27 protein-coding genes, 2 tRNA genes and 1 pseudogene are annotated in these 21,951 nt (G+C 60.4%); 14 read left to right on the forward strand and 16 right to left on the reverse strand.

The annotated features are described in order from the left end of the window. Positions 1-148 precede the first annotated feature (148 nt). From NKG95_RS24150 to NKG95_RS24165, 4 genes are all read left to right on the forward strand, one after another. Complete coding sequence (locus NKG95_RS24150) at positions 149-679, forward strand: hypothetical protein (protein WP_353042744.1); 531 nt, start codon at positions 149-151, stop codon at positions 677-679. A 348-nt stretch (positions 680-1,027) separates the two neighbouring features. Continuing rightward, positions 1,028-1,288 carry a hypothetical protein gene (locus NKG95_RS24155; protein WP_353042745.1) on the forward strand — a complete coding sequence of 87 codons (261 nt, stop codon included), beginning with the start codon at positions 1,028-1,030 and terminating at the stop codon, positions 1,286-1,288. Between the two features lie 155 nt (positions 1,289-1,443). Next, positions 1,444-3,225 (forward strand): phage tail tape measure protein, encoded by a 1,782-nt coding sequence (locus NKG95_RS24160; RefSeq protein ID WP_353042746.1) that lies wholly within the window; start codon positions 1,444-1,446, stop codon positions 3,223-3,225. Between the two features lie 3 nt (positions 3,226-3,228). Continuing rightward, positions 3,229-3,444 (forward strand): hypothetical protein, encoded by a 216-nt coding sequence (locus tag NKG95_RS24165; RefSeq protein ID WP_353042747.1) that lies wholly within the window; start codon positions 3,229-3,231, stop codon positions 3,442-3,444. Between the two features lie 240 nt (positions 3,445-3,684). On the opposite strand, the pseudogene NKG95_RS24170 reads toward NKG95_RS24165, so the two are convergent. The 4 genes and pseudogenes from NKG95_RS24170 to NKG95_RS24185 form a co-directional block, all read right to left on the reverse strand. Then, positions 3,685-3,900, reverse strand: a pseudogene (locus NKG95_RS24170) (transposase); the annotation flags it as partial. Positions 3,901-4,184: 284 nt separating this feature from the next. Then, positions 4,185-4,418 (reverse strand): helix-turn-helix transcriptional regulator, encoded by a 234-nt coding sequence (locus NKG95_RS24175; protein WP_353042748.1) that lies wholly within the window; start codon positions 4,416-4,418, stop codon positions 4,185-4,187. After that, positions 4,384-4,926 (reverse strand): hypothetical protein, encoded by a 543-nt coding sequence (locus NKG95_RS24180; RefSeq protein ID WP_353042749.1) that lies wholly within the window; start codon positions 4,924-4,926, stop codon positions 4,384-4,386. Before NKG95_RS24180 ends, NKG95_RS24175 begins: the two co-directional genes overlap by 35 nt. Continuing rightward, positions 4,923-5,177: a transcriptional regulator gene (locus tag NKG95_RS24185; RefSeq protein ID WP_353042750.1), complete on the reverse strand. Its 255-nt coding sequence runs from the start codon at positions 5,175-5,177 to the stop codon at positions 4,923-4,925. Before NKG95_RS24185 ends, NKG95_RS24180 begins: the two co-directional genes overlap by 4 nt. Positions 5,178-5,259: 82 nt before the next feature. On the opposite strand from NKG95_RS24185, the gene NKG95_RS24190 reads away from it, so the two are divergent. The 7 genes from NKG95_RS24190 (at position 5,260) to NKG95_RS24220 (ending at position 10,817) form a co-directional block, all read left to right on the forward strand. Further along, positions 5,260-5,931 carry a hypothetical protein gene (locus NKG95_RS24190; protein ID WP_353042751.1) on the forward strand — a complete coding sequence of 224 codons (672 nt, stop codon included), beginning with the start codon at positions 5,260-5,262 and terminating at the stop codon, positions 5,929-5,931. Then, positions 5,931-6,323 carry a hypothetical protein gene (locus tag NKG95_RS24195; RefSeq protein ID WP_353042752.1) on the forward strand — a complete coding sequence of 131 codons (393 nt, stop codon included), beginning with the start codon at positions 5,931-5,933 and terminating at the stop codon, positions 6,321-6,323. Before NKG95_RS24190 ends, NKG95_RS24195 begins: the two co-directional genes overlap by 1 nt. Positions 6,324-6,427: 104 nt before the next feature. Further along, on the forward strand, positions 6,428-6,955 hold the full coding sequence (locus NKG95_RS24200; protein ID WP_353042753.1) for a MerR family transcriptional regulator: 528 nt from the start codon (positions 6,428-6,430) through the stop codon (positions 6,953-6,955). A gap of 126 nt (positions 6,956-7,081) precedes the next feature. After that, the gene (locus NKG95_RS24205) at positions 7,082-7,342 is read left to right on the forward strand and encodes a hypothetical protein (RefSeq protein WP_353042754.1); all 261 of its coding nucleotides are present in this window, start codon (positions 7,082-7,084) and stop codon (positions 7,340-7,342) included. Beyond that, entirely contained in the window at positions 7,339-9,249 is a 1,911-nt protein-coding gene (locus tag NKG95_RS24210; protein ID WP_353042755.1) for a prohead protease/major capsid protein fusion protein, read from the forward strand. The genes NKG95_RS24205 and NKG95_RS24210 overlap by 4 nt, the downstream gene beginning before the upstream one ends. Before the next feature lie 297 nt (positions 9,250-9,546). Next, entirely contained in the window at positions 9,547-9,741 is a 195-nt protein-coding gene (locus NKG95_RS24215) for a hypothetical protein (RefSeq protein WP_353042756.1), read from the forward strand. Then, positions 9,741-10,817: a tyrosine-type recombinase/integrase gene (locus NKG95_RS24220; RefSeq protein ID WP_353042757.1), complete on the forward strand. Its 1,077-nt coding sequence runs from the start codon at positions 9,741-9,743 to the stop codon at positions 10,815-10,817. The genes NKG95_RS24215 and NKG95_RS24220 overlap by 1 nt, the downstream gene beginning before the upstream one ends. Positions 10,818-10,889: 72 nt before the next feature. Here the strand turns inward: NKG95_RS24220 and NKG95_RS24225 are convergent. The 10 genes from NKG95_RS24225 to NKG95_RS24270 all read right to left on the reverse strand — a co-directional run bounded on the left by NKG95_RS24225 (position 10,890) and on the right by NKG95_RS24270 (position 17,168). Continuing rightward, positions 10,890-10,965, reverse strand: a tRNA-Phe gene (locus NKG95_RS24225). A gap of 427 nt (positions 10,966-11,392) precedes the next feature. Beyond that, positions 11,393-11,584, reverse strand: coding sequence for a DNA gyrase inhibitor YacG (gene yacG, locus NKG95_RS24230; protein WP_352488273.1), 192 nt, complete (start codon positions 11,582-11,584; stop codon positions 11,393-11,395). Beyond that, on the reverse strand, positions 11,581-12,210 hold the full coding sequence (locus tag NKG95_RS24235) for a Maf-like protein (RefSeq protein WP_353006214.1): 630 nt from the start codon (positions 12,208-12,210) through the stop codon (positions 11,581-11,583). The genes yacG and NKG95_RS24235 overlap by 4 nt, the downstream gene beginning before the upstream one ends. Before the next feature lie 25 nt (positions 12,211-12,235). Continuing rightward, positions 12,236-12,454: a translation initiation factor IF-1 gene (gene infA / locus NKG95_RS24240; RefSeq protein ID WP_006200926.1), complete on the reverse strand. Its 219-nt coding sequence runs from the start codon at positions 12,452-12,454 to the stop codon at positions 12,236-12,238. A gap of 89 nt (positions 12,455-12,543) precedes the next feature. Then, entirely contained in the window at positions 12,544-12,954 is a 411-nt protein-coding gene (locus NKG95_RS24245; RefSeq protein WP_023719445.1) for an arsenate-mycothiol transferase ArsC, read from the reverse strand. A gap of 58 nt (positions 12,955-13,012) precedes the next feature. Next, entirely contained in the window at positions 13,013-13,498 is a 486-nt protein-coding gene (locus tag NKG95_RS24250; protein ID WP_023719444.1) for a UPF0262 family protein, read from the reverse strand. Between the two features lie 2 nt (positions 13,499-13,500). Further along, positions 13,501-14,793 (reverse strand): histidinol dehydrogenase, encoded by a 1,293-nt coding sequence (hisD, locus tag NKG95_RS24255; protein ID WP_353042758.1) that lies wholly within the window; start codon positions 14,791-14,793, stop codon positions 13,501-13,503. A 4-nt stretch (positions 14,794-14,797) separates the two neighbouring features. After that, positions 14,798-15,232: a DUF2948 family protein gene (locus NKG95_RS24260; RefSeq protein ID WP_352482425.1), complete on the reverse strand. Its 435-nt coding sequence runs from the start codon at positions 15,230-15,232 to the stop codon at positions 14,798-14,800. Positions 15,233-15,533: 301 nt separating this feature from the next. Then, positions 15,534-16,826 (reverse strand): UDP-N-acetylglucosamine 1-carboxyvinyltransferase, encoded by a 1,293-nt coding sequence (gene murA, locus NKG95_RS24265; RefSeq protein ID WP_023719441.1) that lies wholly within the window; start codon positions 16,824-16,826, stop codon positions 15,534-15,536. A 159-nt stretch (positions 16,827-16,985) separates the two neighbouring features. Beyond that, the gene (locus tag NKG95_RS24270; protein ID WP_352493808.1) at positions 16,986-17,168 is read right to left on the reverse strand and encodes a hypothetical protein; all 183 of its coding nucleotides are present in this window, start codon (positions 17,166-17,168) and stop codon (positions 16,986-16,988) included. A gap of 160 nt (positions 17,169-17,328) precedes the next feature. On the opposite strand from NKG95_RS24270, the gene NKG95_RS24275 reads away from it, so the two are divergent. Both NKG95_RS24275 and NKG95_RS24280 read left to right on the forward strand, forming a co-directional pair. Beyond that, positions 17,329-17,403 (forward strand) — tRNA-Thr (locus NKG95_RS24275). 829 nt (positions 17,404-18,232) lie between these two features. Beyond that, a complete protein-coding gene (locus tag NKG95_RS24280) occupies positions 18,233-19,024 on the forward strand; it encodes a DUF1194 domain-containing protein (RefSeq protein WP_352493809.1) in 792 nt (263 codons plus the stop codon). A gap of 1,016 nt (positions 19,025-20,040) precedes the next feature. Here NKG95_RS24280 and NKG95_RS24285 read toward each other — a convergent pair. Beyond that, positions 20,041-20,226 (reverse strand): hypothetical protein, encoded by a 186-nt coding sequence (locus tag NKG95_RS24285; RefSeq protein ID WP_352482421.1) that lies wholly within the window; start codon positions 20,224-20,226, stop codon positions 20,041-20,043. 134 nt (positions 20,227-20,360) lie between these two features. Between NKG95_RS24285 and NKG95_RS24290 the strand changes: the two genes are divergently transcribed. After that, a complete protein-coding gene (locus tag NKG95_RS24290) occupies positions 20,361-20,912 on the forward strand; it encodes a group I truncated hemoglobin (RefSeq protein ID WP_352848019.1) in 552 nt (183 codons plus the stop codon). Positions 20,913-21,040: 128 nt separating this feature from the next. Here the strand turns inward: NKG95_RS24290 and NKG95_RS24295 are convergent, their stop codons facing one another. Continuing rightward, positions 21,041-21,892, reverse strand: coding sequence for a transglutaminase-like domain-containing protein (locus NKG95_RS24295; protein WP_352547875.1), 852 nt, complete (start codon positions 21,890-21,892; stop codon positions 21,041-21,043). Positions 21,893-21,951 lie beyond the last annotated feature (59 nt).

The following is a 21,951-nucleotide window of genomic DNA, read 5'->3' on the forward strand; positions in this document are numbered from 1 at the left end:
CAGAGGCGGATTCGAACCACCGACACGCGGATTTTCAGTCAAACGTTCAAGTGGCAATAACAGTCACTTGCGGCGGAAGAATCATCAAACCCCGTCGCGGATATCAATCACTTAGCAGGCTTTTGTCAAACTCCTCGGGGATACGAGGATGACCGGCAAGCGGCAGAAACTGCATCCTTCGTTTGAGTGCCGACAGAGCATGACCCTGGACGGTTACCCCTTCGGCGGCCATTGGTGTGGGGGGAATGAGACCCCTAAATCAGCTCCTCCCGCAACCCCAGATCCTCGCGGCCCATCCATCGCCGGCAATGCGATCGACTGGGCGGAAGTCCAGCGTAAGATTGCACTGATCGGCGAAGCTCGCATGCTCTTTGGTGTGCGAGCCGCTAGGCAGATGTGGGCTGATTTAGGTCTTCCCTCGCCGGCAACAGCCCGTCGCGGAAGCTCTTCCGGCGGCGTCAAGGAATTTTTGAGAGAGGCGACTGAGCCCGACATGTTCGTCGAGGTCAGCTTCTCGCAGCTCTACGAACGATACAAAGAGTGGGCGGGGCATCAAGGCTGCCCACCGGCCAGCGCGTCGGCCTTTGGGAAGCGCATGGCCAAAGAGAGCATCACCGTCCGTCGTCGCAGCAACGGCGCCACGATCTATTGCGGACTTCGGATGCGGGGCGATCGATGAAATCGGGAGCAAAAACCCTATCCCCTTTTCTGGAGCGTCACGCCGCAATTGTGGCCGGCTGCTCTATTGGCACTCTCCAAAGGGCCGATAGTGCCGGTTCACCACCGCGCCCATGGGAACTTGCACTAGGAAAATGGCAATTGGATCAAAGAGTTGTGCCGATAGTGCCGATAGTGCGGGTTTCTGGCGGGTAACGCATGCGAGAGCAAGGCTTAGGGGATAGGGTGATGCTGTGTTGCTCTCATATGCGTAAGGTGAATTTGATGCACTATCGGCACTACCCTGCTTTTCTCTGAATAAAATGCTTGCGAAGCAATGACTTAGATTAAAGGTATGGGAGTGTAGATAATGAAAAACAGTGCAGATAGTGCGGATCAGGTCAAAGCCAGCGAGAAAAAGCGGCAAAAGACGTCATTTGAACTGTCCGACCGGGAACTGTTCCTTCAAGATGCCGCGCCGACGGCCGACGAACGCGCCGGCATGGATTGGTGGAAGTTGGACGAAGCCGGCCGGCGCGACTGGATGCAGCAGGCCGGCAACACTGGGCGCGTTGCCGACGCATGGAAAGCCTACAAGCGCAACCGCTGGCGGGGGAGAGAAGAGCCCTAGGTGACAGCACCCCACCCACCTTCGGGTCCTTCCGAGCCCTCCACCCCTTGCGGGGCGGGGCGACCCCGAGATGCCGCTAGTGAAGCTGCGGCAAAACTGACCTGACAAGCCTGACAATCAACCCTACCAACCTTACAAAGGGAGACGAAACGAGAATGAGCAATCGCACAATAGAAGCCGTGATGCGGCTTTCAGCCAAATTGGGTCCGATGGGCGCCTTCGGCCAACTTTCTGGAAAGCTCAACCAGCTGAACCAGAAGGCGCAAGCGTTCAACAAGACGCAAGGGGTCATGGCCCGCAACAGCATGATCGCCGCCAACGCTGTTCGCGGGCTTGTCGCCTATGGCCTGGTGCGCGGCGCCGGCCAGATGGTGACCAACTTCGCCGACGCCGAACGCCGGCTGACCAGAATCGCCGTCAACGCGGATGCCGGAAAGGACAAGCTTGGCGAGATGTTCCGCACGGTCGACCGCGCAGCGCTCGACTATTCGATGACGCAGGACAGCATCACGGACGGCCTCGAATCGCTTGTAGCTTCCGGCCGCAGCCTCGACGATGCGCTGTCCTTCCTGCCTTCCGTAGCCGCTACCGCACAGGCGGCCGGTGCCGATATTGCTGACATCGCCACCACAGCGGATGCGATCGGCAGCTCTTTCTACTTCGCCGGCGACAACATGCAGCGCGCCTTCGATATCCTGGTGACGTCGGGCAAGCAGGGCAAATTCGAACTGAAGGACATGGCCCAGTATCTGCCCTCGCTCGCACCGGCCATGGCTTCGTTAGGCTATGAGGGCGAGAAGGGTTTGGGCAAGCTCGCCTCGATGCTGCAGACGGTGCGCCTGCAAACCGGTGACGCCAGCTCGGCCGCCACCAATTTGCAAAACGTGCTGCAGAAGATGGAATCGAATGAGACGGCGAAGAGTTTTTCGAAATTCGGCGTTGATCTGCGCAAGGAAATGGCCAAGGCGCGCAAAGAAGGCCGCGACCTGATCGACGTATTCATCGAACTGACCGACCGCGCGCTCAAAGGCGACATGTCTAAGATCCCGCAGCTGTTCACCGATGCCCAGTTCCAACAAGGCATGCGCGCCCTGCTTCAGGGGCGCGACGCCATGGAGGGTTTCCAGAAGGCGCTGGAGAGTGTCGACGGTTCGACGATGCGCGATCTCGGTGTAATCCTCGACGGGAACAAGTCGAAGATCGATCGAATGGCCGCTTCATGGGAGCGGATGAGCAGAGCCATCGGCGGTGTCGTGGCACCGCCAGCGACAGCCGCCATGGATTTCGTCAGCTCCAACATGGATAAGGCGCAATTCATCAATGCCGAACTCGACAAGCAAGGCATGGGTTTCTGGGAAAAGCGCATGTGGTGGCTGCGCAACGGCTTCGACAATCAGGACCAGGGGCTGACGGCTTTCAAAGGCGGATGGCGTTCGCCGGAAGGGTTGCTCGCCGCGAAAGGCACGCCCGATGTCAATCCAGAACTGCCGTCGCGGCGTCAGGACCAGCCGGGCCGCACGCCGATCCCGACACCGCGCCCGGTTGCGCCGAGCGTGGCCGAGCAATACCGGCTCTACGGTCGCGGCCACGCTGCCGCCGTGCGCAACAGCGTTCAGGTCGAGAAACCGGCCGGCTATTTCGGCAACGAAATCGATTTCAGCGCGATGGACCGGGCTACAGCCGCCGCCGCGGCCGATCTCAAGGGAGCCTTCGTCGACGGCGGACAGTCGATCACGGACTCCGCGCGATCAATCAATGAGGCTGCCAAGGAAGGCGGGAGTACGTTCGCATCGATGCTGGCTGGCGTCGGAAAGCAACTCGGCGTCGACGCTGCTGCAGCGTTCAACGCAAACGTTCGGCCGGTGCCGATCTCGCAGCCGCCCGTCAGGGCAAACACCGGCCGGTCTGACGCCGGCCGCATGATGGGGCCGCGCTGAACGATGTTCGACGGCGAATTTCTGTCGCAGCGGTTTCAGAGGATCGGTGAGGAACACACTGAGCTGGTCAGGATCGCTTGCGCCATGGCCGAGATCGACGACAGGGAGGAGCGGCTTTTTCGCAGGCTGATGATCGCCGAAGCAAGCAACCGCATCGCCGATCTCTGGCAGGAAGTCGCCGCGCACGTAGCGGAAGGGGGTGCGGGGGGCGATGCGTAGGTCGCACGCCCTCGCTGGCTCACGGAGGTGCAGGAGGCCGCTGAAACTAGGGAAACTGCTAAAGTCGACGGACCCGAGGCTAAGTGTACACGGAGGACCGTAAGCGGGTGATTCAAAAGGGGGAGCACCAATTCCCATGCGCCCGTGCCCGAAAAAAGGAAAGGCTCTCTGGCGCTCTGCCACTACTATGCAACAAGGCGCAAAAAGAGATAGCCGCCGCGTACTAGGGCTTGTTGAGATTCATTTGGAGTTGATGACGGCAGCAGCGAGATGAATGATGGCATTGAAGCTCTGGTCGGTTTTGTCGGCGCGCATGGCGATGCGTTTGAACTCTTTGAGTTTGCAGAAGAAATTCTCGATCAGATGACGCCATTTGTACATCTCGGCATCGAGCGGGATCGGCTTTGTTCGGCGCGGATGCTGGGAAATGACGATCTTGGCGCCACGTTCGGCCGTTTGCTCCTTTCCCGTTCGTGCGTTGGCTGTCCGCGATGCTAGAAAGCAGGGCCGGCCACTCATTGTCGAGCACCCCGGCATGTTGCATGCGGCTGAGGGCGGCATAGAGAACCGTTTCCAAAACCATCACTCTGACCAGCGTGTCGTCATGCTGCTTTTGCATTGCATCGACTACGCCCTGAAGGACCACCTCGAAACTTCCAGAAAGCCTGTCACGCATCACCGTCTCTCCTTTTTTTATCAGGCCTACTCCTGGGGAATCGATAACACCAGGAGCTTCAATTTTAGGCATCGCTGTTCGGGGCATAATCGGTGTCAAGAAGCGCCAGCCATTCGTCGGCGGTTTTCTCGATTGGGCGATGCCCGTCGATCCATTTGTCAATCGCGCGCACGTCATAGCGCACGACGCTTCCGATTTTGAACGGTGCTACGCGAACATGCGCCTTGAACATCGGCACAGACAGGCCGCAATAGGCGGCCGCCTCAGCGGTCGTGAGGAGGCGTTTGGCGGGCGTCAATGCGTTTGCTCGCCCGGGGCCTCTGCCTGGGGTTTTTCACCGGCCCTCTAAGCCGGTGCTCCATCCTCATATAGGGGGAGAAAATGTCCGATCCCTCATAGTAAAACCGCGATATTTCCAGAGCGAAACGCGATCGCAGCTCTATCTGTCTTTTCCGCTCTTCGCCTTCGGTGCCCTCAATCATAGCGGAGGCCGCGCCCAGCCTGACGAAACGCTCCCACAACTTTTGGAGATAATCGCGAACGTCTTTGCCGAATAGAAATTCAGCAGAATTCATAGCCGCGAGGAGATCAGCCTCGGCGTCGGGGCTCGCCTTCCCATGGGTGTTGACGACAGATACCGCCCTCCTCGTCCGCTCGTAGACCGCGAGGCGCTTTTCGAACAGGTCGAGTACCAGTCGGCTGTGCGCAGTGCGCCATTGCCGATACGCAATGAAGCCGACGGCCAAAGCGATGACTGGAGTTAGCAGCGCTTGAAGAATTTGGACCCATTGTGGCAAGTTGTTCATCGCCCCTTTCTCAGGCGCACGCCCGGCCCCTCGCCGTTCTCGTCGACGAAGATCACGCCGGCCGCTTCGAGAGCGCGCCGGACGGCGGCCACGTTGTTCGCCAGCCCTGACGCCGCCCCTTCGCTTGCTTCCATGCGCCTTAGTGTGGGGACGGATATAGAAGCCGCGGCAGCCAGATCGCTCTGACCTATACCTGCGAGAGCTCGCGCGGCCGCGATCTGTCGCCCTGAAATTTGATCGTTACCGCTCACAATGATTGAAACCTGTTGACGAACACACCGAATTGAGCGAAAGCTATCACAGTTATAGTTTTCGCTCAACGGAGAATTTGAAATGCCGAACCATGCCGTTCGGGCAGCCGCCGAAGGCTTGCCCTCGATCAACCGCCGCCAGGTCCTTCGTAGCTTGGCCGCATCGTCGGCCGTCGCCGCTACTTTGGTGACCATTCCGGCAGCATCTGCCGCCGAGCATCCCGACGCCGATCTGTTCTGGCTGGATCAGGAAATGGCGGAAGCCGAGGCCCAGATGAATCGGGCTAACGAGGCCTGCTGCCGGATCGGCAGGAAGGTCGACAAGCTCTATCCGCCGCAACCTGCGGGGTGGGAGGAGCCTCGCATGCCGGACGATCTTCATGAAATGACCGGCGGCATGCTTGTTCGGGACCTAGCGCTTCCGGAGAAACAGCCGGCGCCTTTGCGTGATTTTTATAAATCTCGTGAAGAGCAGCGGGCCGCGCACAGGGCTTTGCAGGAGGCCTTCCTTGATAAGGTGGACGAGATAAATCGCGAGGCCGGCGTTGATGCTGCAGAAGCCGCCTACCGCGCGCGCTCGGCCGAGTTTTACAAGGTGGGCGATCGCATTTTGGCAACGCCGGCCAACACATTGGAAGGGATTGTCGTCAAGCTCCGGGCGGCCGACAAGTTGGGTCGTTGCAACTCCGACGAAAACGATGCCTTCATCTCCATCGCCGCGGATATCAGGCGCCTCGCAGGGGAGGCGGCGTGATGGGTAAGACCGCCAGGCGCAGCCCCGACGCCAAGCTTCTCCGGCTCGAGGCAAAATTCAACGCCGCGAGCGATCGATGGAACGAGGCCACGGACCGAACGGCGAAGCTCGAGGAAGAGCTTGAAGAGGCGATTAAGCGTCTCAGGTCGCGTCTCATGTCGCGGATCGCAAAGGCGGAAAAGAAGGAGGAGAAAAGGGCCGCAGCTTTCGGCCGTGCGCTCGATAAGGTCATGAAGACCCGGGCCAAAACCATTGAGGGACTGGCCGTGAAAGTCAGGGTTCGCGAGCGGGACTACACGGACGACGAAAATCTTGAGATCGTTATTCTAAAAAGCCTGGTCGACGACATCAAGGCGATGGCCGGCGGCGTCACAAAGGGAAACGGAGGCTGACGGCAAAAGAAATCAAACCTTGGTCTCGCTTGTGACGATCTCACTTGACGCCGAATGTCAGATAATGATATCGATTTCGTCGTCACATAGGGGACGATCTTTAGATGCGCACTCTCGATTCACTTTTCGTATTGTCCGAAGTAGCTGCCGTCCTCGGGATCAAAGCAAACACGCTGCGCATGTGGCGCACCGACCGCTTTTCCGAGTTTTTCGAGGGCTTTACCGGGCATCATAAATTCAGGCCAATCGATGTGTGCCGATTGGCTGTGGCGCTGGCTTTGGCCGACGTCGGGTTTTCCCATGAGGAGGCGTTCAAAATTGCCCTGCGAGGCGATGGCGCTCGGGGAGAGAAGCTTTCAAACCACTTGGTGAAGCTCTGCCAGGGCAGCGCTGATGACCGGCTTTTCTTCATCTCGCCGCGCGGCGGATATCCAAAACTTGACGCAGCGTTGAGCCGCTTCGTGGCAGCCGCTCAATTCGTTTATGAGCGCGAGGGGGAAACCTCTGAAGCAGAGGTCTGGAGCGCGCGCGATGAGATCGGCGAGGGTGTAGTTCACACGGTCGTCAAGATCGATGTGACGGCAGTTGTGCGCATCACGCTCATGCGATTGCTTGGTGGCGCCGATGAATAGGCAGTCCTCCATCGCGACGAGTGCAAATAGAGCAGCTCTCCTTCGCTGCGGCGCGAAGCGCCCAAAAGGGGGATGGGGTTTGGGTGGCCGCAGAGACCTCCCCGCATCTGGTGACGGAGCCGCTCAATGACCCTGCCGGAACTCATAGCGCAGGTTGGCATCCACGTGATGACGCCCGAATTCAGGGATCGGCTCGTTCAGCTGCGCATCGAGATGCGGCGCTGTGCCGATGAGAAATCTGGAATGTCGTCGTCCGATATGGCCGACATCCTTCAACTGGACGTGCCGTTCGTCGACCTGCTGATGGCCTTCGCCATGCAGCTCAATGCTAGCGAGGCGGTGCTTTCCGGCTCATTCGTTGCCGATATCGAAAGGACACGACATTGAACGCCATCACTCGCAAGCAGACGGCCGAAGAAACACGCCGTGAAAGCCGCTTCCGGCCGCGCAGCCTCAACGAGGATGACCTTACCGTCGACGCAGTTATCGCCACGCAAACGCCGGTGCGACGCTGGTACGGCTACGAGGTTCTTCGGTGCAATTCCGATGCGATCGACGCTTCGCGCATTGTCGGAATGCCGGTGCTCGACAGCCACAACAGCTCGACAGTCGGCGCCATCCTCGGTCGCGTCGAAAGCTACCGGATTGAAGGCAGCAAATTGATCGCATCGCTACGGTTCGCCGACAGCACGCGAGGTCGCGAGGTGTTCGCCCTGGTCCGTGACGGCATGCTGAGCCGTGTCTCAGTCGGCTACACGATCGAGGAGCAAAAGGAATCCAAAGGCAGTGATGGAACGAGTGTGCTGACGGCAACCAGGTGGATGCCGGCAGAAGTCTCATTGGTCGGTGTTCCTGCCGACCATAACGCCAAGATCAGAGGAATTCCCAAAATGGCAAAAGCAGCACGTCGGGCAGCGGCAGTCCCGCCCGAAGATATCGAAGACGACATCGACGATGATGCTGGCGCGCCGCCTGCGCGCCAGACCCGTTCAAATGCGGGACAGACCATTTCACGCCAGGTGGAACGAAGCATCGAGCGTGTGCGACAGAGGTCGATCGAGGCCGGCGTTGCCGAGGCCGACATCGACGAGGCCTTGGAAGACGTGGATTCTACCGAAGAAGCTCGTACTCGTGCCTTTGAACTGCTGGCGAGGAGAGGCAACCAGACGCGGACGGGTCCAAATCGAGGCGAAAGCAATAACGATAGGATCGACAGTGTCCGTGTCGCCGCTGTCGATGCGCTGGCTGTCCGTCTCGGGTCTGCGTCACTGCAGATCCAGAACAACGAACTGGCGGGCAGGTCAGTCGCCGGCATCTTCCGCACCATGCTGGACGCCTCAGGCGTTTCGACCCGCAACATGGACGATGTCCGTGTGATCGACGAAGCCCTACACGGCACAAGATCGGGGATGCACTCGACGTCCGATTTCCCTGCACTGTTCATTGATGCGGGACAGCGTGTGCTGAACGAAGTGTTCCAGTCCGCACAGTCGCCGTTGAAGGCTCTTTCGAGGAAGCGGAACGCACGCGATTTCAGGCCGGTTGCCATGATCCGGCCTGGCGGCTTTCCCAAGCATCAGAAGGTGCTGGAAACCGGCGAGATCAAATATGGTACGTTCGATATCGAGAACGAGGCGTTCAGCGTCTTGTCATTCGCCATCGCCATCAGCTTCAGCCGTCAGATGATGGTCAATGACGATCTCGGTGTTATCGCCGATGTCATCCAGCAGGCCGGAAACTCCGCAATCAGCGATGAAGGCGACCTTTTCTACAAGCTGATTTCCGAGAACGGCTTCGGTGGCCGCAAGCTTTCCGACAACAAGAATTTCTTTCATGCGGACCATGGCAATCTCGCCGCCGCAGGCAGCGCACTGGACGTGACTTCGTTGTCTGCGGCACGTCAGGCGATGCGGCTTCAGAAGGGTGTTGATGGGAGGACGAACGCAGGTGCTGCGCCGTCAGTTCTGCTCGTAGGCCCTGCTCTGGAGACCACTGCCCAGCAACTGGTGGCCACCCTGACAGCAGCCACGGTCGATGGGGTTAACCCGTTCTCGGGCAAACTGACGGTCGAAGTTGAGAACCTTTACGGGACGGGTAAAGGCTGGTGGTTGTTCGCTGATGCGAAAAGCCGGCCGGCCTTTGTGCACGGATACCTTGAAGGCTTTCAGGAAGGGCCGCGCATTCGCACTGACGAGCCATTTGGCCGCCAGGGCATGTCCTTCTCATCGGAGTTCGATTTCGGTTGCGGCGTCTATGACTACCGCGCCGCCTACTTCAATCCTGGCGTGGCGTAAGAGGGTTCGCGGGCACCTTTGGAGGCTGTTGGTCCAGCCTTTAAGTGCCGCTCTTGCCCGCCTGCTTCGGCAGCAAACGGGAGCGGCGCAGACCAGAGAATTTTTCAATTCGCGAGGGGTTACCTTTGAGGCTGACGCGGCCAGGCCAATAACGAAAAGCCCTTCTCCCCACCCTCGCGAACGCGGTTTTCAAGCCCCGCTTCATGTCGGGGTCAAGGAGGGCGCGGCCGCAATTGGAATCTTGGAAAAACGACGATGGCAAGCGCTACACTCAACATCAAAGTTTCACCGAGGCGCATGCTTCCAGCAAAGGAGGCGGCCGACTATTGCGGCATTCCGGCAAAGCGTTTTCCGTCTGAATGTCGAGTGCCACCGGTCGAAATGCCGAGCGGCGCAAAGCTCTATGACATGCGGGACCTGGACGCCTGGATCGATACGTTGAAATCCGGCGATCCTTCTGGCGACGACGAGTTGCTCGGAAAGCTCGGCTGATGGCGATCGTTCGCGTCAAGGGCTTCGCCATCTGGCAGGATAGAAAGCCGCCCTATAAGTGGCGCTGCCGGCATCGCAAGACCGGCGCCATGATTGATCTCGCAAAGTTTCCGCTCGGCGGCCTGGCGTTCTTTGCCGAGTGCGCGCGCATCGTCGCGCTCAACGACAAGGTTGACGATCCTAAGCCTGGCACGCTCGGCCAGCTCATTGGACGATATCGTGCGAGCGTGTTTTTCACCGATTTGGCCGCGCGGACGCGCGCCGATTACCAGCGCTGCTTTGACTATCTCCAGCCGATCGCCGACACGATGCTGGACCGCTTTACCCCGCCGCTGGTCGTCAAGATTCGCGACAAGGCGGCAGCAAAGCACGGCCGCCGATTTGGCAACTACGTCAAGACGGTGCTCGCCCTGACGTTCGCATGGGGCGTCGAGCGCGGCTATCTCAAGATCAATCCCGCGATGAAGATCAAAGGCATTCGACGGCCGCGCGGCGCGCCGGAGGCGAATCGGCCGTGGTCGGATGCCGAGCGTGAGGCCGTGCCGGCCGCGCTGCCGGCGCACATGCGGCTCCCGGTCGCGTTGATGATGTATTGCGGCCTCGACCCACAGGACGCGCTAAAAATCCCGCCCACGGCCGTTTCAAACGGCATGATCGATGCTCGCAGGGGAAAAACGGGCGAACCGATGTGGTTTCCTTTGCCGGCACCGGTCGTCGAGGCGATCGAGGCCGCACCGAAACACGACGCCATCACACTGTGCGCCAACAGCTTCGGCAAGCCCTGGACGCCTTCAGGCTTCCGGGCTTCGTGGCGGCCGATCAGGCAGCAGCTGGAGCGGTCCGGCGCGGTGCAGCCAGGCCTAACGCTGAAAGGGCTCCGGCATACCGTAGCGACCATCCTCGCCGAGATGGGATACGACGAGCGCACCATCGCTGACATGCTCGGCCAAAAGACGATCGAGATGGCGCGGCACTACTCCCGCCGCGCAAACAAGACCAAGAAAATGAGTGCCGTGGTGACCGATTTCGATGCCGAAGTGAACAGGCGGCGAACGAAAATTGTCAAACCAGCCTAATAAAAACATCAAACTCTGGAATTAAGCGCAATGAGCCAAGCCAAAAAGAACAGCAAAACCAAAGCGGTAGAATGGTGCCCAGAGGCGGATTCGAACCACCGACACGCGGATTTTCAGTCCGCTGCTCTACCAACTGAGCTATCTGGGCCTGCTCCGGCGGCAATCTGCACACCGGGTTCATGAAAGCGCCGTCGGCACCCCTTGAAAGCGCGTGGGTTATAGCACGGGAATCCGGCCTGTCCAGCGCTTAGAGCATGATCCCGAAAAGTGGAATCCGGTTTTCGGAAAAGATCATGCTCAAACAAAAAGCATGATCCCGAAAAGTGGAATCCGGTTTTCGGAAAAGATCATGCTCAAACAAAAAGCATAATCCCGAAAAGTGGAATCCGGTTTTCGGAAAACATCATGCTCAGACAAAACGCCAGAACCTGTTCCGTCCGACAGTGCCCGGATGGAACAAGTTCTGGACATTGATTTCAGGCGGGAAACGACAGGCAGTCCGCAAGGCCGATCATCGGTCACGATCACGGCTGCGAAACCGTCCCAAGCCTGTGGAAAACCGCAGGCGGACGGCGCTATTTCTGGTCGTCGTTGTCGTCCTCGTCGTCGCGGCCCGGGATGACGTAGACGCCCTTCAGCCAGCGGTTGAGGTCGATGTCCTTGCAGCGCTTCGAGCAGAACGGGTAGGTTTCGCGCGCCGATGGCTTGCCGCATTCGGGGCAGGGCCGCTTGGGCCGCAGCGGCGTGACCTTGTCGTCCGGGCTCATATCCGGGCACCCGCCAGCCAGTTGACGTGCACCTTGAAGCCTTCGCCGCTCAGCAGCGCCACCGTCTCGTACAGCGGCAGGCCGACGACGTTGGTGTAGGAGCCGACAAGCTTGACGACGAAGGCGCCGGCAAGCCCCTGGACGGCATAGCCGCCGGCCTTGCCACGCCATTCTCCGGACGCGATATAGGCGTCGATCTCCTCGCGCGGCAGCCGCTTGAAGCGCACCCTGGTCTCGACCAGTCGCAAGCGCTGCTTGCCGCCCGGCGTGATCAGGCAGATGCCGGAATAGACCCGGTGCGAACGGCCGGACAGCAGCCCGAGGCAGTTGGCGGCGTCGTCGAGCGTCTCGGCCTTGGGCAGGATGCGCCGCCCGACGGCGACCACCGTGTCCGCGGCCAGCACGAAGCTCGGCAGGTAGTCCGTCTCGGTTTTCAGCGAGGCCAGCGCCTTCTCGGCCTTCTGCGTCGCCAGCCGCTTGGCCAGCGAGCGCGGATGCTCGGCACGCAGCGGTGTCTCGTCGACATCGGCCGGCAGCACGCGGTCCGGCTCGATGCCGGCCTGCTGCAACAGCTCGATCCGGCGCGGCGAACCCGAGGCAAGCACGAGCTTCTGCAAAATGCCCATCGCGATCCCGGCCGGGTCCTTGAACTTACTTGAAGCGGTAGGTGATGCGGCCCTTGGTCAGGTCGTAGGGCGTCATCTCGACCAGGACCTTGTCGCCGGTCAAAACGCGGATGCGGTTCTTGCGCATGCGGCCGGCCGTGTGGGCGATGATTTCATGTTCGTTTTCGAGCTTGACCCTGAACATCGCGTTGGGCAGCAATTCCGTCACGACACCCGGAAACTCGAGGACTTCTTCCTTCGGCATTCGATACCTTTGCTTGGATGGGTACTTCCAGCGCCCCGGCCGGAAAGTTGCGCGGAACCTATATGATAAACGTCCGCTTGTGAACACGCTTAATCCGCGGCGTTTTCAGCCTCGTTGCCGAGAAAACGGCGGCCGATCCGCGCCTTCAGCCGCTCGCGCACGTCGCGATAGGCAGCCATGATCTGTTCGCGCGTGCCGCTGACGCCGGTCGGGTCGGGCATCGGCCAATATTCGACTTCGACGGCCAGCGAGCGGGTGAGTTCGAGCGCGGTATGGTGGGCTTCCGGCGCCAGCGTCACGATCAGATCGAAATAATCGTCTTCGAGGTCGTCCATCGTTCTCGGGTGCCGTTCGCCGAGCGACAGCCCCTCTTCGGCCAGCACGGCATCGACGAACGGATCGCGTTCGCCGCCGCGCACCCCGGCCGAGGCGACGAAAGTGGTAGGCGGGAGCACCTTGCGCGCCAGCAATTCGGCCATCGGCGAGCGCACGGCGTTCATGCCGCAAACAAACAGGATCGAGCGGGGCAGGATCGAGCGGGGCAGCGGGGCGGCCAGTTTAACCTCGCCAGTGCAGCACGCAAACCAGCGTGAACAGCCGGCGCGCCGTGTCGAAATCGATGTCGATCTTGCCGGCAAGCCGGTCCATCAGCGTCTGCGAGCCTTCATTGTGCAGGCCGCGCCGGCCCATGTCGATCGCCTCGATATGGCTGGGCGTCGCGGTGCGGATGGCGTCGTAATAGCTTTCACAGATCATGTAGTAATCCTTGACGATGCGCCTAAGCGGCGTCAGCGACAGGATATGGGTGACCACGGCTGCGCCGTCCTCGCGCGCCACCGCGAACACCAGCCGGGATTCGGCCAGCGACAGTTTCAGTCGGTATGGCCCGGCGCCGTCGTCATTGACCGGCTGGAAACGGTTCTCCTCGATCAGGTCGAAGATCGCCACCGCCCGCTCATGCTCGACATCGGGCGTCGAGCGGCCGATCGTCTCGTCGAGCTCGACATCGATCAGCCTGGCGCGGGTTTCGTCGTAGTCGGACATTTCTACATGTTCAGCCGGATGGCGACGGAGCGTCCATGCGCATCGAGCCCTTCCGCCTTGGCCAGCGTGATCGCCGCCGGCGCCAGCGCCCGCAACTGTTCCGGCCCGAGCTTCAGGATCGAAGTGCGCTTGACGAAATCGAGCACCGAAAGCCCGGACGAGAAGCGCGCCGAGCGTGCTGTCGGCAGCACGTGGTTGGAGCCGGCGACATAGTCGCCGATGGCCTCCGGCGTATGCCGGCCGAGAAACACCGCACCGGCATTGCGCATCCGCGCCAGGAAAGCCTCTGGGTCGTCGATGGCAAGCTCGACATGTTCGGCCGCGATGCGGTCGACCAGCGGCAGTGCTGCCTCGATCGTCGGCACCAGGACTATGGCGCCGAAATCGCGCCAGCTCGCCGCCGCCGTCGCGGCGCGCGGCAGGTTCTGCAATTGGCGTTCAACCGCCTGTTCGACCGCGTCGCCGAAGGCAGGGTCGTTGGTGATCAGGATCGATTGCGACGACACGTCGTGCTCGGCCTGGGCCAGCAGGTCGGCTGCGATCCAGTCGGGGTCGTTGCTGCCGTCGGCGACGACCAGCACTTCCGAAGGCCCGGCGATCATGTCGATGCCGACCGTGCCGAACACCTGGCGTTTGGCCGCCGCGACATAGGCATTGCCGGGGCCGACGATCTTGGCGACGGGCTTTATCGTCTCGGTGCCATAGGCAAGGGCTGCGATCGCCTGGGCGCCGCCGACGCGGTAGATTTCGGAAACGCCGGCAAGGTCGGCCGCGACCAGCACCAGCGGCGGCACGTCGCCGCCGGAGGCTGGCACCACCATGGCAATGCGCTCGACGCCGGCGACCTTGGCCGGCACGGCGTTCATCAGCACCGAGCTCGGATAGCTCGCCGTGCCGCCCGGCACATAGAGCCCGACGGCCTCGATCGCCGTCCAGCGCGAGCCGAGCTCGACGCCGGCGGCGTCGGTATAGCGATCGTCTTTAGGCAGCTGCCGCTGGTGATGGGAGCGGATGCGCTCGCGCGCGAATTTCAGCGCCTCGACCGTCTGCGGATCGGCTGCATCGTAAGCCTTGGCAATGTCATCCTTGGACACCGCAATGCCGAGCCTTGTCAGGTCGCCGCCGCCGAATTTCTGCGTGTAGGCGACGAGCGCCGCGTCGCCGTCGGCGCGCACCTTGGCGATGATCTCGCGCACCACGGCGTCGACGTCGGTCGAGACTTCCCGCTTGGTCAGCAGGAACGCGGCAAAGCGCTGCTCGAAATCGGCGTCGGACTGGCGAAGCGTGATGGCCATCGGCTCAGACCCTGTGGACCGGGCGCGACGTCGCTTCCCAGGCACCGCCGACATCGGCAAGCCGCGCCTCGATGCATTCGACATCGAGCATGATGGCGCCGCCTCCCGCAAAGATCAGCTCGACGATGCCGGCCGGCTTGTCTAGCGCGAGAAAGCTGATCGCCAGCAGCGACAGCACCTCGTCCGGTTTGTCGCGGGCAATGCCGCTGGTCTTGGCGGCGAGCACCCGGTCGAAATGCAGCACCGCTTGCCGCCGCTCATTGTGCTGGCGCAAGAAGCCCGATTTCGCCTCCCAGACGAAGCGGTTCATGGTCAGCACGAAGCGCTTGACCGAAGGCAGGTATTCGAGATCGCTGACCTTCATCACGGCATCCTGGACATGCGCCGAGATGATGCTCAGATCCTGATCGTCGAGCGCGACAAGCTTAAGGCCATTCATGCGGAATTCGCACCTGCGAGTTGACTATTCGACCTTCTGTTAGGCGGTCTTTCCGGCTCGTGCAACCGCACCGGAGGTCTTGGCCAGGCAATCGCCCCGGTCAGCGCCGCCCCTCGTCCGCCTGCCGGGACCTTCTCCCCGTATAGGGACGGGGAGAAGAGGCTGGCCGCAACCTCGGCACCCTCTCCGCAACGCTGGAGATTGGCGAAATCCTTCGCCAGGCGGTCCTTCTCCCGTCCCTATACGGGGAGAAGATGCCGGCAGGCAGATGAGGGGCGGCGCTGACCTGAGCCTGCTATCGTTACCCCGAAATGCGCTCGATCTCCGCGCCGCAGCCGGACAGCTTTTCTTCCAGCCGCTCGAAGCCGCGGTCGAGATGGTAGACGCGGTTGACCGTGGTTTCGCCTTCGGCCGCGAGACCGGCGATGACCAGCGACACCGAGGCGCGAAGGTCGGTTGCCATGACAGGCGCGCCCTTCAGCTTCGCCACGCCGTCGACGATCGCCGTCTGGCCGGACAGCGTGATGTGGGCGCCGAGCCGGGCGAGCTCCTGGACGTGCATGAAGCGGTTTTCGAAGATCGTCTCGGTGATGCGCGACTTACCCTTGGCCATCGTCATCAGGCCCATGAACTGCGCCTGCAGATCGGTCGGGAACGCCGGGAACGGCGCCGTCGTCACGTCGACCGGCGAAATGCCGGCGCCGTTGCGCCTGACGCGGATGCCGGAATTGGTCTGCGTGATCTCAGCACCGGTCTGCGAAATGATGTCCAGCGCCGTCTGCAACAAGTCGGGCCGCGCGCCTTCCAGCACGACGTCGCCGCCGGTCATCGCCACCGCCATCGCATAGGTGCCGGTCTCGATACGGTCGGGGATCACCCTGACGCGGGCGCCCGACAGCGCCTCGACGCCGTCGATGGTGATGGTCGCGGTGCCAGCGCCGGAGATCTTCGCACCCATGGCGTTGAGGCAGTCGGCAAGGTTGACGATCTCGGGCTCGCGGGCTGCGTTTTCGAGCACCGTCTCGCCCTTGGCCAGCGAGGCCGCCATCATCAGCACATGGGTGGCGCCGACCGAGACTTTCGGGAACACGTAGCGGTTGCCGACCAGCCGGCCGTTCCTGGTCTTGGCGATGACATAGCCGGTGTCGACGTCGATATCGGCGCCCAGCGCCTGCAGGCCTTCCAGGAAGAGGTCGACCGGCCGCGTGCCGATGGCGCAGCCGCCGGGCAGCGACACCTTGGCCTCGCCCATGCGGGCCAGCAGAGGGCCGATCACCCAGAACGACGCCCGCATCTTCGACACCAGCTCGTAAGGCGCCGTCGTGTCGACGATGTTGCGGGCGGAGAAATTGATGGTGCGCGAATAGCCCTCATGCTGCTTTTCGCGGCGGCCATTGACCGAATAGTCGACGCCGTGATTGCCGAGGATGCGGATCAGCTGCTCGACGTCGGCCAGATGCGGCACGTTTTCCAGCGTCAGCGTGTCGTCGGTCAAAAGCGCGGCGATCATCAGCGGCAGCGCGGCGTTTTTCGCGCCCGAGATCGGGATGCTTCCGGCAAGCTTGTTGCCGCCGACAATTCTGATGCGATCCATGAAGAGCGTCCCCTCGGCCGAAAAGCCGGTTTAAATCGGTTGAGTCAGTTGCGGCCCATCTAGACCATTGGCCGGCTTGGTTCAAGAAACAGGCTATTTCCCCGCGTTGGCCCACGATACCTTGGCCAAAATACCGGTGACCAACATAGCCGATTCGCGTTAATCCTTCTGCTTTGCCGCCTGCAGCCCGTCCGGCCGCTGGTCGGCCCCGCCGGTTCGCCGTGAGCGCAATTGCGCCTTGCGCTTCTGCAGATTGGCACGCAACTGCTCGGCCAGTCGGTCCTTGCGGCCAGCCTTTTTTGGTAGACCATCCTTGTTCGGAGAAATTGTCTTATCGTTCATCGTCCCGTCCCCGGCCGGCGACCCGCCGGTGCGTATCAAGGGATAGCCAACATTGTGGCACGGCCATGTCCGCAACGATCGCCTGGTGCGGCCTTTCAACCCGTCTTTGTCTTGGCCTTGCGCTTGCCGGTTCGATATGGCAGAAGCCCCGCCATCGGCGGCTGCGGTAGCTCAGTGGTAGAGCACTCCCTTGGTAAGGGAGAGGTCGAGAGTTCAATCCTCTCTCGCAGCACCAGATTTTCGGTCACCGAGGATTTGTGTTGCGCCTGAATTTCATCGCCCTTTGACTCGCCGTGTCTTTGCGGCCTTTAGGGCGCCGGCCCGGCATGCTCCTGGACCCGGCTTGCAGCCGTTCCCGCATCTCGCAATTTTTCGGACGCAGCGCGGCTCCCGGGTCACATGGCGTCGGGCGGTGCAAGAAAACAGTTCTCATGCTCTTCGGTCGGATGAAGGCAAATATGATAATTGCCATCCTGCGACGGAATCTCATCACCATAAGGAATGAAGTATCGCTGCTGCCGCGTGATCTTCCGATGATCCCCAGGCCTCAAGATGACAACCCAGCCACTGGGACGAACATGAACCGCCCGCGCTGGGATTCGCTGACACTCACCGTGTTCCGCGTCGCCGTGACAGCAGGCCAGCGGATAGCTCCACCCTGACGAGGCATCATGCGCCCTCGAGGGAACCAAAAACCCTAACGACGAAAAGGCCGCAAGGACGACCGCGGCAGTGGCTCGGCGCCGCGCCATTCCCTTTTCCGGTTGCCGCTTCGGCCACATGTTGAAGTGACCATATGCCTGATAATTAGCACTAGCTAATAAAAAGATGCTGGAGCGTCCTCCTATGCAGCCGTTCTTGCGTTCCGCTCCGGCATGCTGACTACCCCGTGTCTCTCCCTCCATTTTGTTGACTTTTGAAATAGTCACAGCTAATATAGGGAAAGCTAATGTTAGGAGAGTAAGCCCCTTTATCTCAACTACTTGAGTTCCCTTCAGAATTAATAGAAGTCAGCGATCAACCGCCCCCCAAGAGTTTCATAAGCTCATGAGGATAGATGGGAGATGCAAGTCCTATCCTTTAGCGCACTGATCGCAGGATTGCTGAAAATTGTGCTGGTCTCTGTCCAGTATATTCACGCAAATCCTCACACGATCGGTCTTTCTCCTCGTGGAATTCGCGAGAAGGTTGCCCTTGAGAATCCGATCAACGAAGTCGATGTCGCAATCGTTCTCGCGGCCGACATGTCCGGCTCCATCAACCAGATAGAGGCAAACCTACAACGCGAGAGCTATGCGGCTGCTTTGGAATCAGCGACCGTGCTTAAGGTGATCAAAGAGGGTATGCACGGCAAGATCGCCGTCACCTTTGTCGAATGGTCGAGCCGCGGCTCCTCGGAAACCAGGGTGAGCTGGACCATTCTTTCTGACGCAAAGGATGCGGCCGTCATCGCTAAGGCACTCCGGAAGAAGTCTGGAAGGCTGCGTTCTGGTCCGCACGGATCGAATACGTCGATCTCATATGCCATCGACGCCTCCGTGGACGCCTTTGACAAACTGCCTGTCCCAACCTTGCGCAGGATCATCGACATTTCAGGTGACGGAGCGAACAACGACGGAACGTCTGTCGATGACAGCCGTCAGAGAGCACTTCGGAAAGCCATCGTGATCAATGGTCTTCCGATAGGCGCCGACGTTGAAAATGGTGAGACGACGACGGAATATTATTCGAGGCACGTGATCGGAGGACCCGGCTCGTTCGTCATTCCCGCCGACAGTGCCGCTTCCTTTCAATCGGCAATAATCAGGAAGTTAATTCGAGAAGTGAGTTCCGCCTCCGGCAAAGCACGTTCTTAGACGGATCCTGCGGTCTGCCCGACGAAGCTCTGAAAATAGTCCAACAGTTGACGGATTGTCGCTGATTGAACGTTACTTAAGAAAGGTTCGAGCGATTTTGGGGGGATTCAAAAATCGGCCAGGCTGATCTCGAAGCAAAACGGTAGCCGACGGCCCCGTTTAGGGTTCGAAGTAGTCTTGCGTGTGTCTGACGTGAGTCCAACGGTCCAGCCGTCCAAAATCGGCCCGCGCATGGCAGCCAGAGCCGTTCAAGCGGTCGCTCGAAAATCCCTTAGGTGCCAAGCATCTCGCCATGCTAGGAAAATGCCAAGGTCGGCGCACAGCTCCGCTCGCATGCGCCATGATGCGTGCGGGGAAAGGCTTCTGGTCTGCCCCTGCTGCAGGCGGCTTAGCAAAGCTTGCAGCCGGGAACAACCACTCAACGACTCGCGTTTCTTGCCCGGGCCCGCTTCTTTTGCAACAGGGCGGCGGGCGTCGAAGGCTCGCAAATGTCGCGCCGGCGTTTCAATAGCACTCGCCTCAGCCCTCACGATTTGGCTATTTGTGAACGCGTGTTTGATCAGGTTTGCGCAGATGAACACATTGACCTTTTAAGCCTGGATGCCGAAGCCTTAGCGGTGATGATTGTCGCAATCTTCCGAAACTTGACTACCAATGAGCGCGAACTGCTGGAGGAAGTTAGGTCTCTTCGCTCAAAAGGCACAGAGAAGGCGCACTAGCTTTGCGGCGTTCCGAGTTGAATTGGTCTAATCCCGCTTTGGCACAGCCGTTTGGCATCTGAATTGCCCATTGAGAATCGCCAGAGTGTAGCCACCGAGCTTGCGAAGGGGATGGAAATGGGCTTAGCCAAAGACTTATCGGATGTCGCGCTCACATTCGAATGTCCGGATTGCTCGCATCCGGCGGTAAGAAAGGGCTCTGCACTAAGAACAATCGCGCACTTCAAATGCGACGGGTGCAACGCAAAGGTGCGGATCACCTATCCGCAGAAGCTAGCGATTTTTGAAAAGCACAGGCTATTGGCCGCAGGCGACCGCCGCCAGCGAGGCCAGGAACACTACGGTGCCCGCAACATCGATCGGGCCGATGCGGCCGAAGTGGCTTCGCGACCTCTGCCGCGTGCAGCGACGCGTGCTTAAGCCTTCCTCATCCGCGCGGCCTTCGCCCTTTTTACGCATGTTGACCGTGAGAATGCCGTCCATCGGAATAATTCGGGCGAAGGGCTCGTTTGTTCCTTAGACGATGCTAAAATATAGCAAAGTGTCCGAATGTCACTTCATGAAGCCCGCCAGACAGGCTGCGGCTTGCTCTGGCCTAACCTCGAAGGGAACCAGGGATGAAAACGGCTGTTTCAACCTCTTTGACAAGACGAAGTGTTGTTGCCGCGCTGGCGCTGGCCGCCGCGTCGACGGCGGTATTGCCCGCCGACAACGCACTCGCCCAGGCCAAGAAAACCACAGCTGAAAAAAGTCTGTATGAGCGGCTGGGGGGCGTGTTCGCCATCGCAGCGGTGATCGATCATTTTAGCGACGCCGTCGTGAAAAACCCGATCGTCGGCAAGAAGTCGAAGAACCCACAATTGCGCAAGTGGCACACCAAGAACCTTGAAAGGTTGCCCGGCCTCAAGTTCATGCGCACGCTGTGGGTCTGCGACGTTTCTGGTGGGCCCTTCAAGTTCGTCGCCACCAAGCCCGGCACGACGCCGCTCGGCCTCGAGGAGGCGCATCGCGACCTGCGGATTTCCCCTGCGGAATTCGATGAGGTCGCAGCGGAACTCGGGCGGACCCTGGATCATTTCAAGATTCCGAAGCCTGAGAAAACCGAAGTCTTGGAAGCTTTCGCCGCCCACAAAGACGAGGTCACCGCCGGCAACGTCAAGCGGGGCTGAAGCGCTTATATCGTGCGGGCGGATGCATTCGCATGGCGCCAGCGTCGCCCTGAATGCAGCGCGGCCCTGACCTCGAGATCACAGGGGCCTCGGGACATCGTCGACCCACCTCTACGAACCTTTGCAGCTCAAGGTGAGAACGCGGAATTTTCGACAGACGCCAGGGAAGGTTCGGCCTGGACCTCCTCCGTCACGACTTCGAAGCGGGTAAGCCGCGAAAAACCGAAACTGGTTGAGATGGCGACGTCGGTCGCGTCGCGCCCGGTTGCCATCAATATCCGCCCGATGCGCGGGCGGTTGTGGCGAGGATCGAATGTGAACCAGGTGCCGGCGAGATAGGCCTGGAACCAGGCGCTGAAATCCATCGGATACGGCGCCGGCGGTACCCCGATGTCACCGAGATAGCCGGTGCAGTACCGCGCGGGAATATTCATGCAACGGCATAGCGCGATCGCCAAATGGGTAAAGTCACGACAAACGCCGGCCTGGTCGGTGAAGCTGTCGTGAGCCGTCCGCAGCGGGTCGGCTTTCTGGTAGTCGAAGACGATGTGATTGTGAACGAAATCGCAGATCGCCTGGACACGCGCGCATCCAGGCGCGGTATTGCCGAATTTCGCCCAGGCAAAATCTCCAAGACGATCGGTATCGCAGTAGCGGCTGCCGAGAAGAAAGACGAGCACTTCGTCCGGCAGGTCCTTGATCTTGTGCTGCACAGCCTGCTCGGCGACCGCATCGGGCTCGCCGCTATCGTAGATATCGAAGGTGGTTGAGATCGTCGTCAGGCCCGAGGGCGCCTCGATCCTCGTGCAGGCGTTGCCGAAACCGTCGACGTAGCCGCGTGCTTCGACGGGACGATCGAAATCGATGACCTGTTCCGTCAACAGATCGACCCGGCGCGATGGATGGATTTCGAGCGCCAACAGCATCGGCGTTGGCTGCGGACATTCGTAGGTGAGGGTGTAACCTGCGCGGATCCGCATCGACGCTCCGATTGTTGTCATTCAGCAACCGGGCAAACTCCGCGTCGGCCAAACAGTTC

This window comes from Mesorhizobium sp. M1423, from assembly GCF_040317575.1.
Classification (GTDB): Bacteria; Pseudomonadota; Alphaproteobacteria; order Rhizobiales; family Rhizobiaceae; genus Mesorhizobium.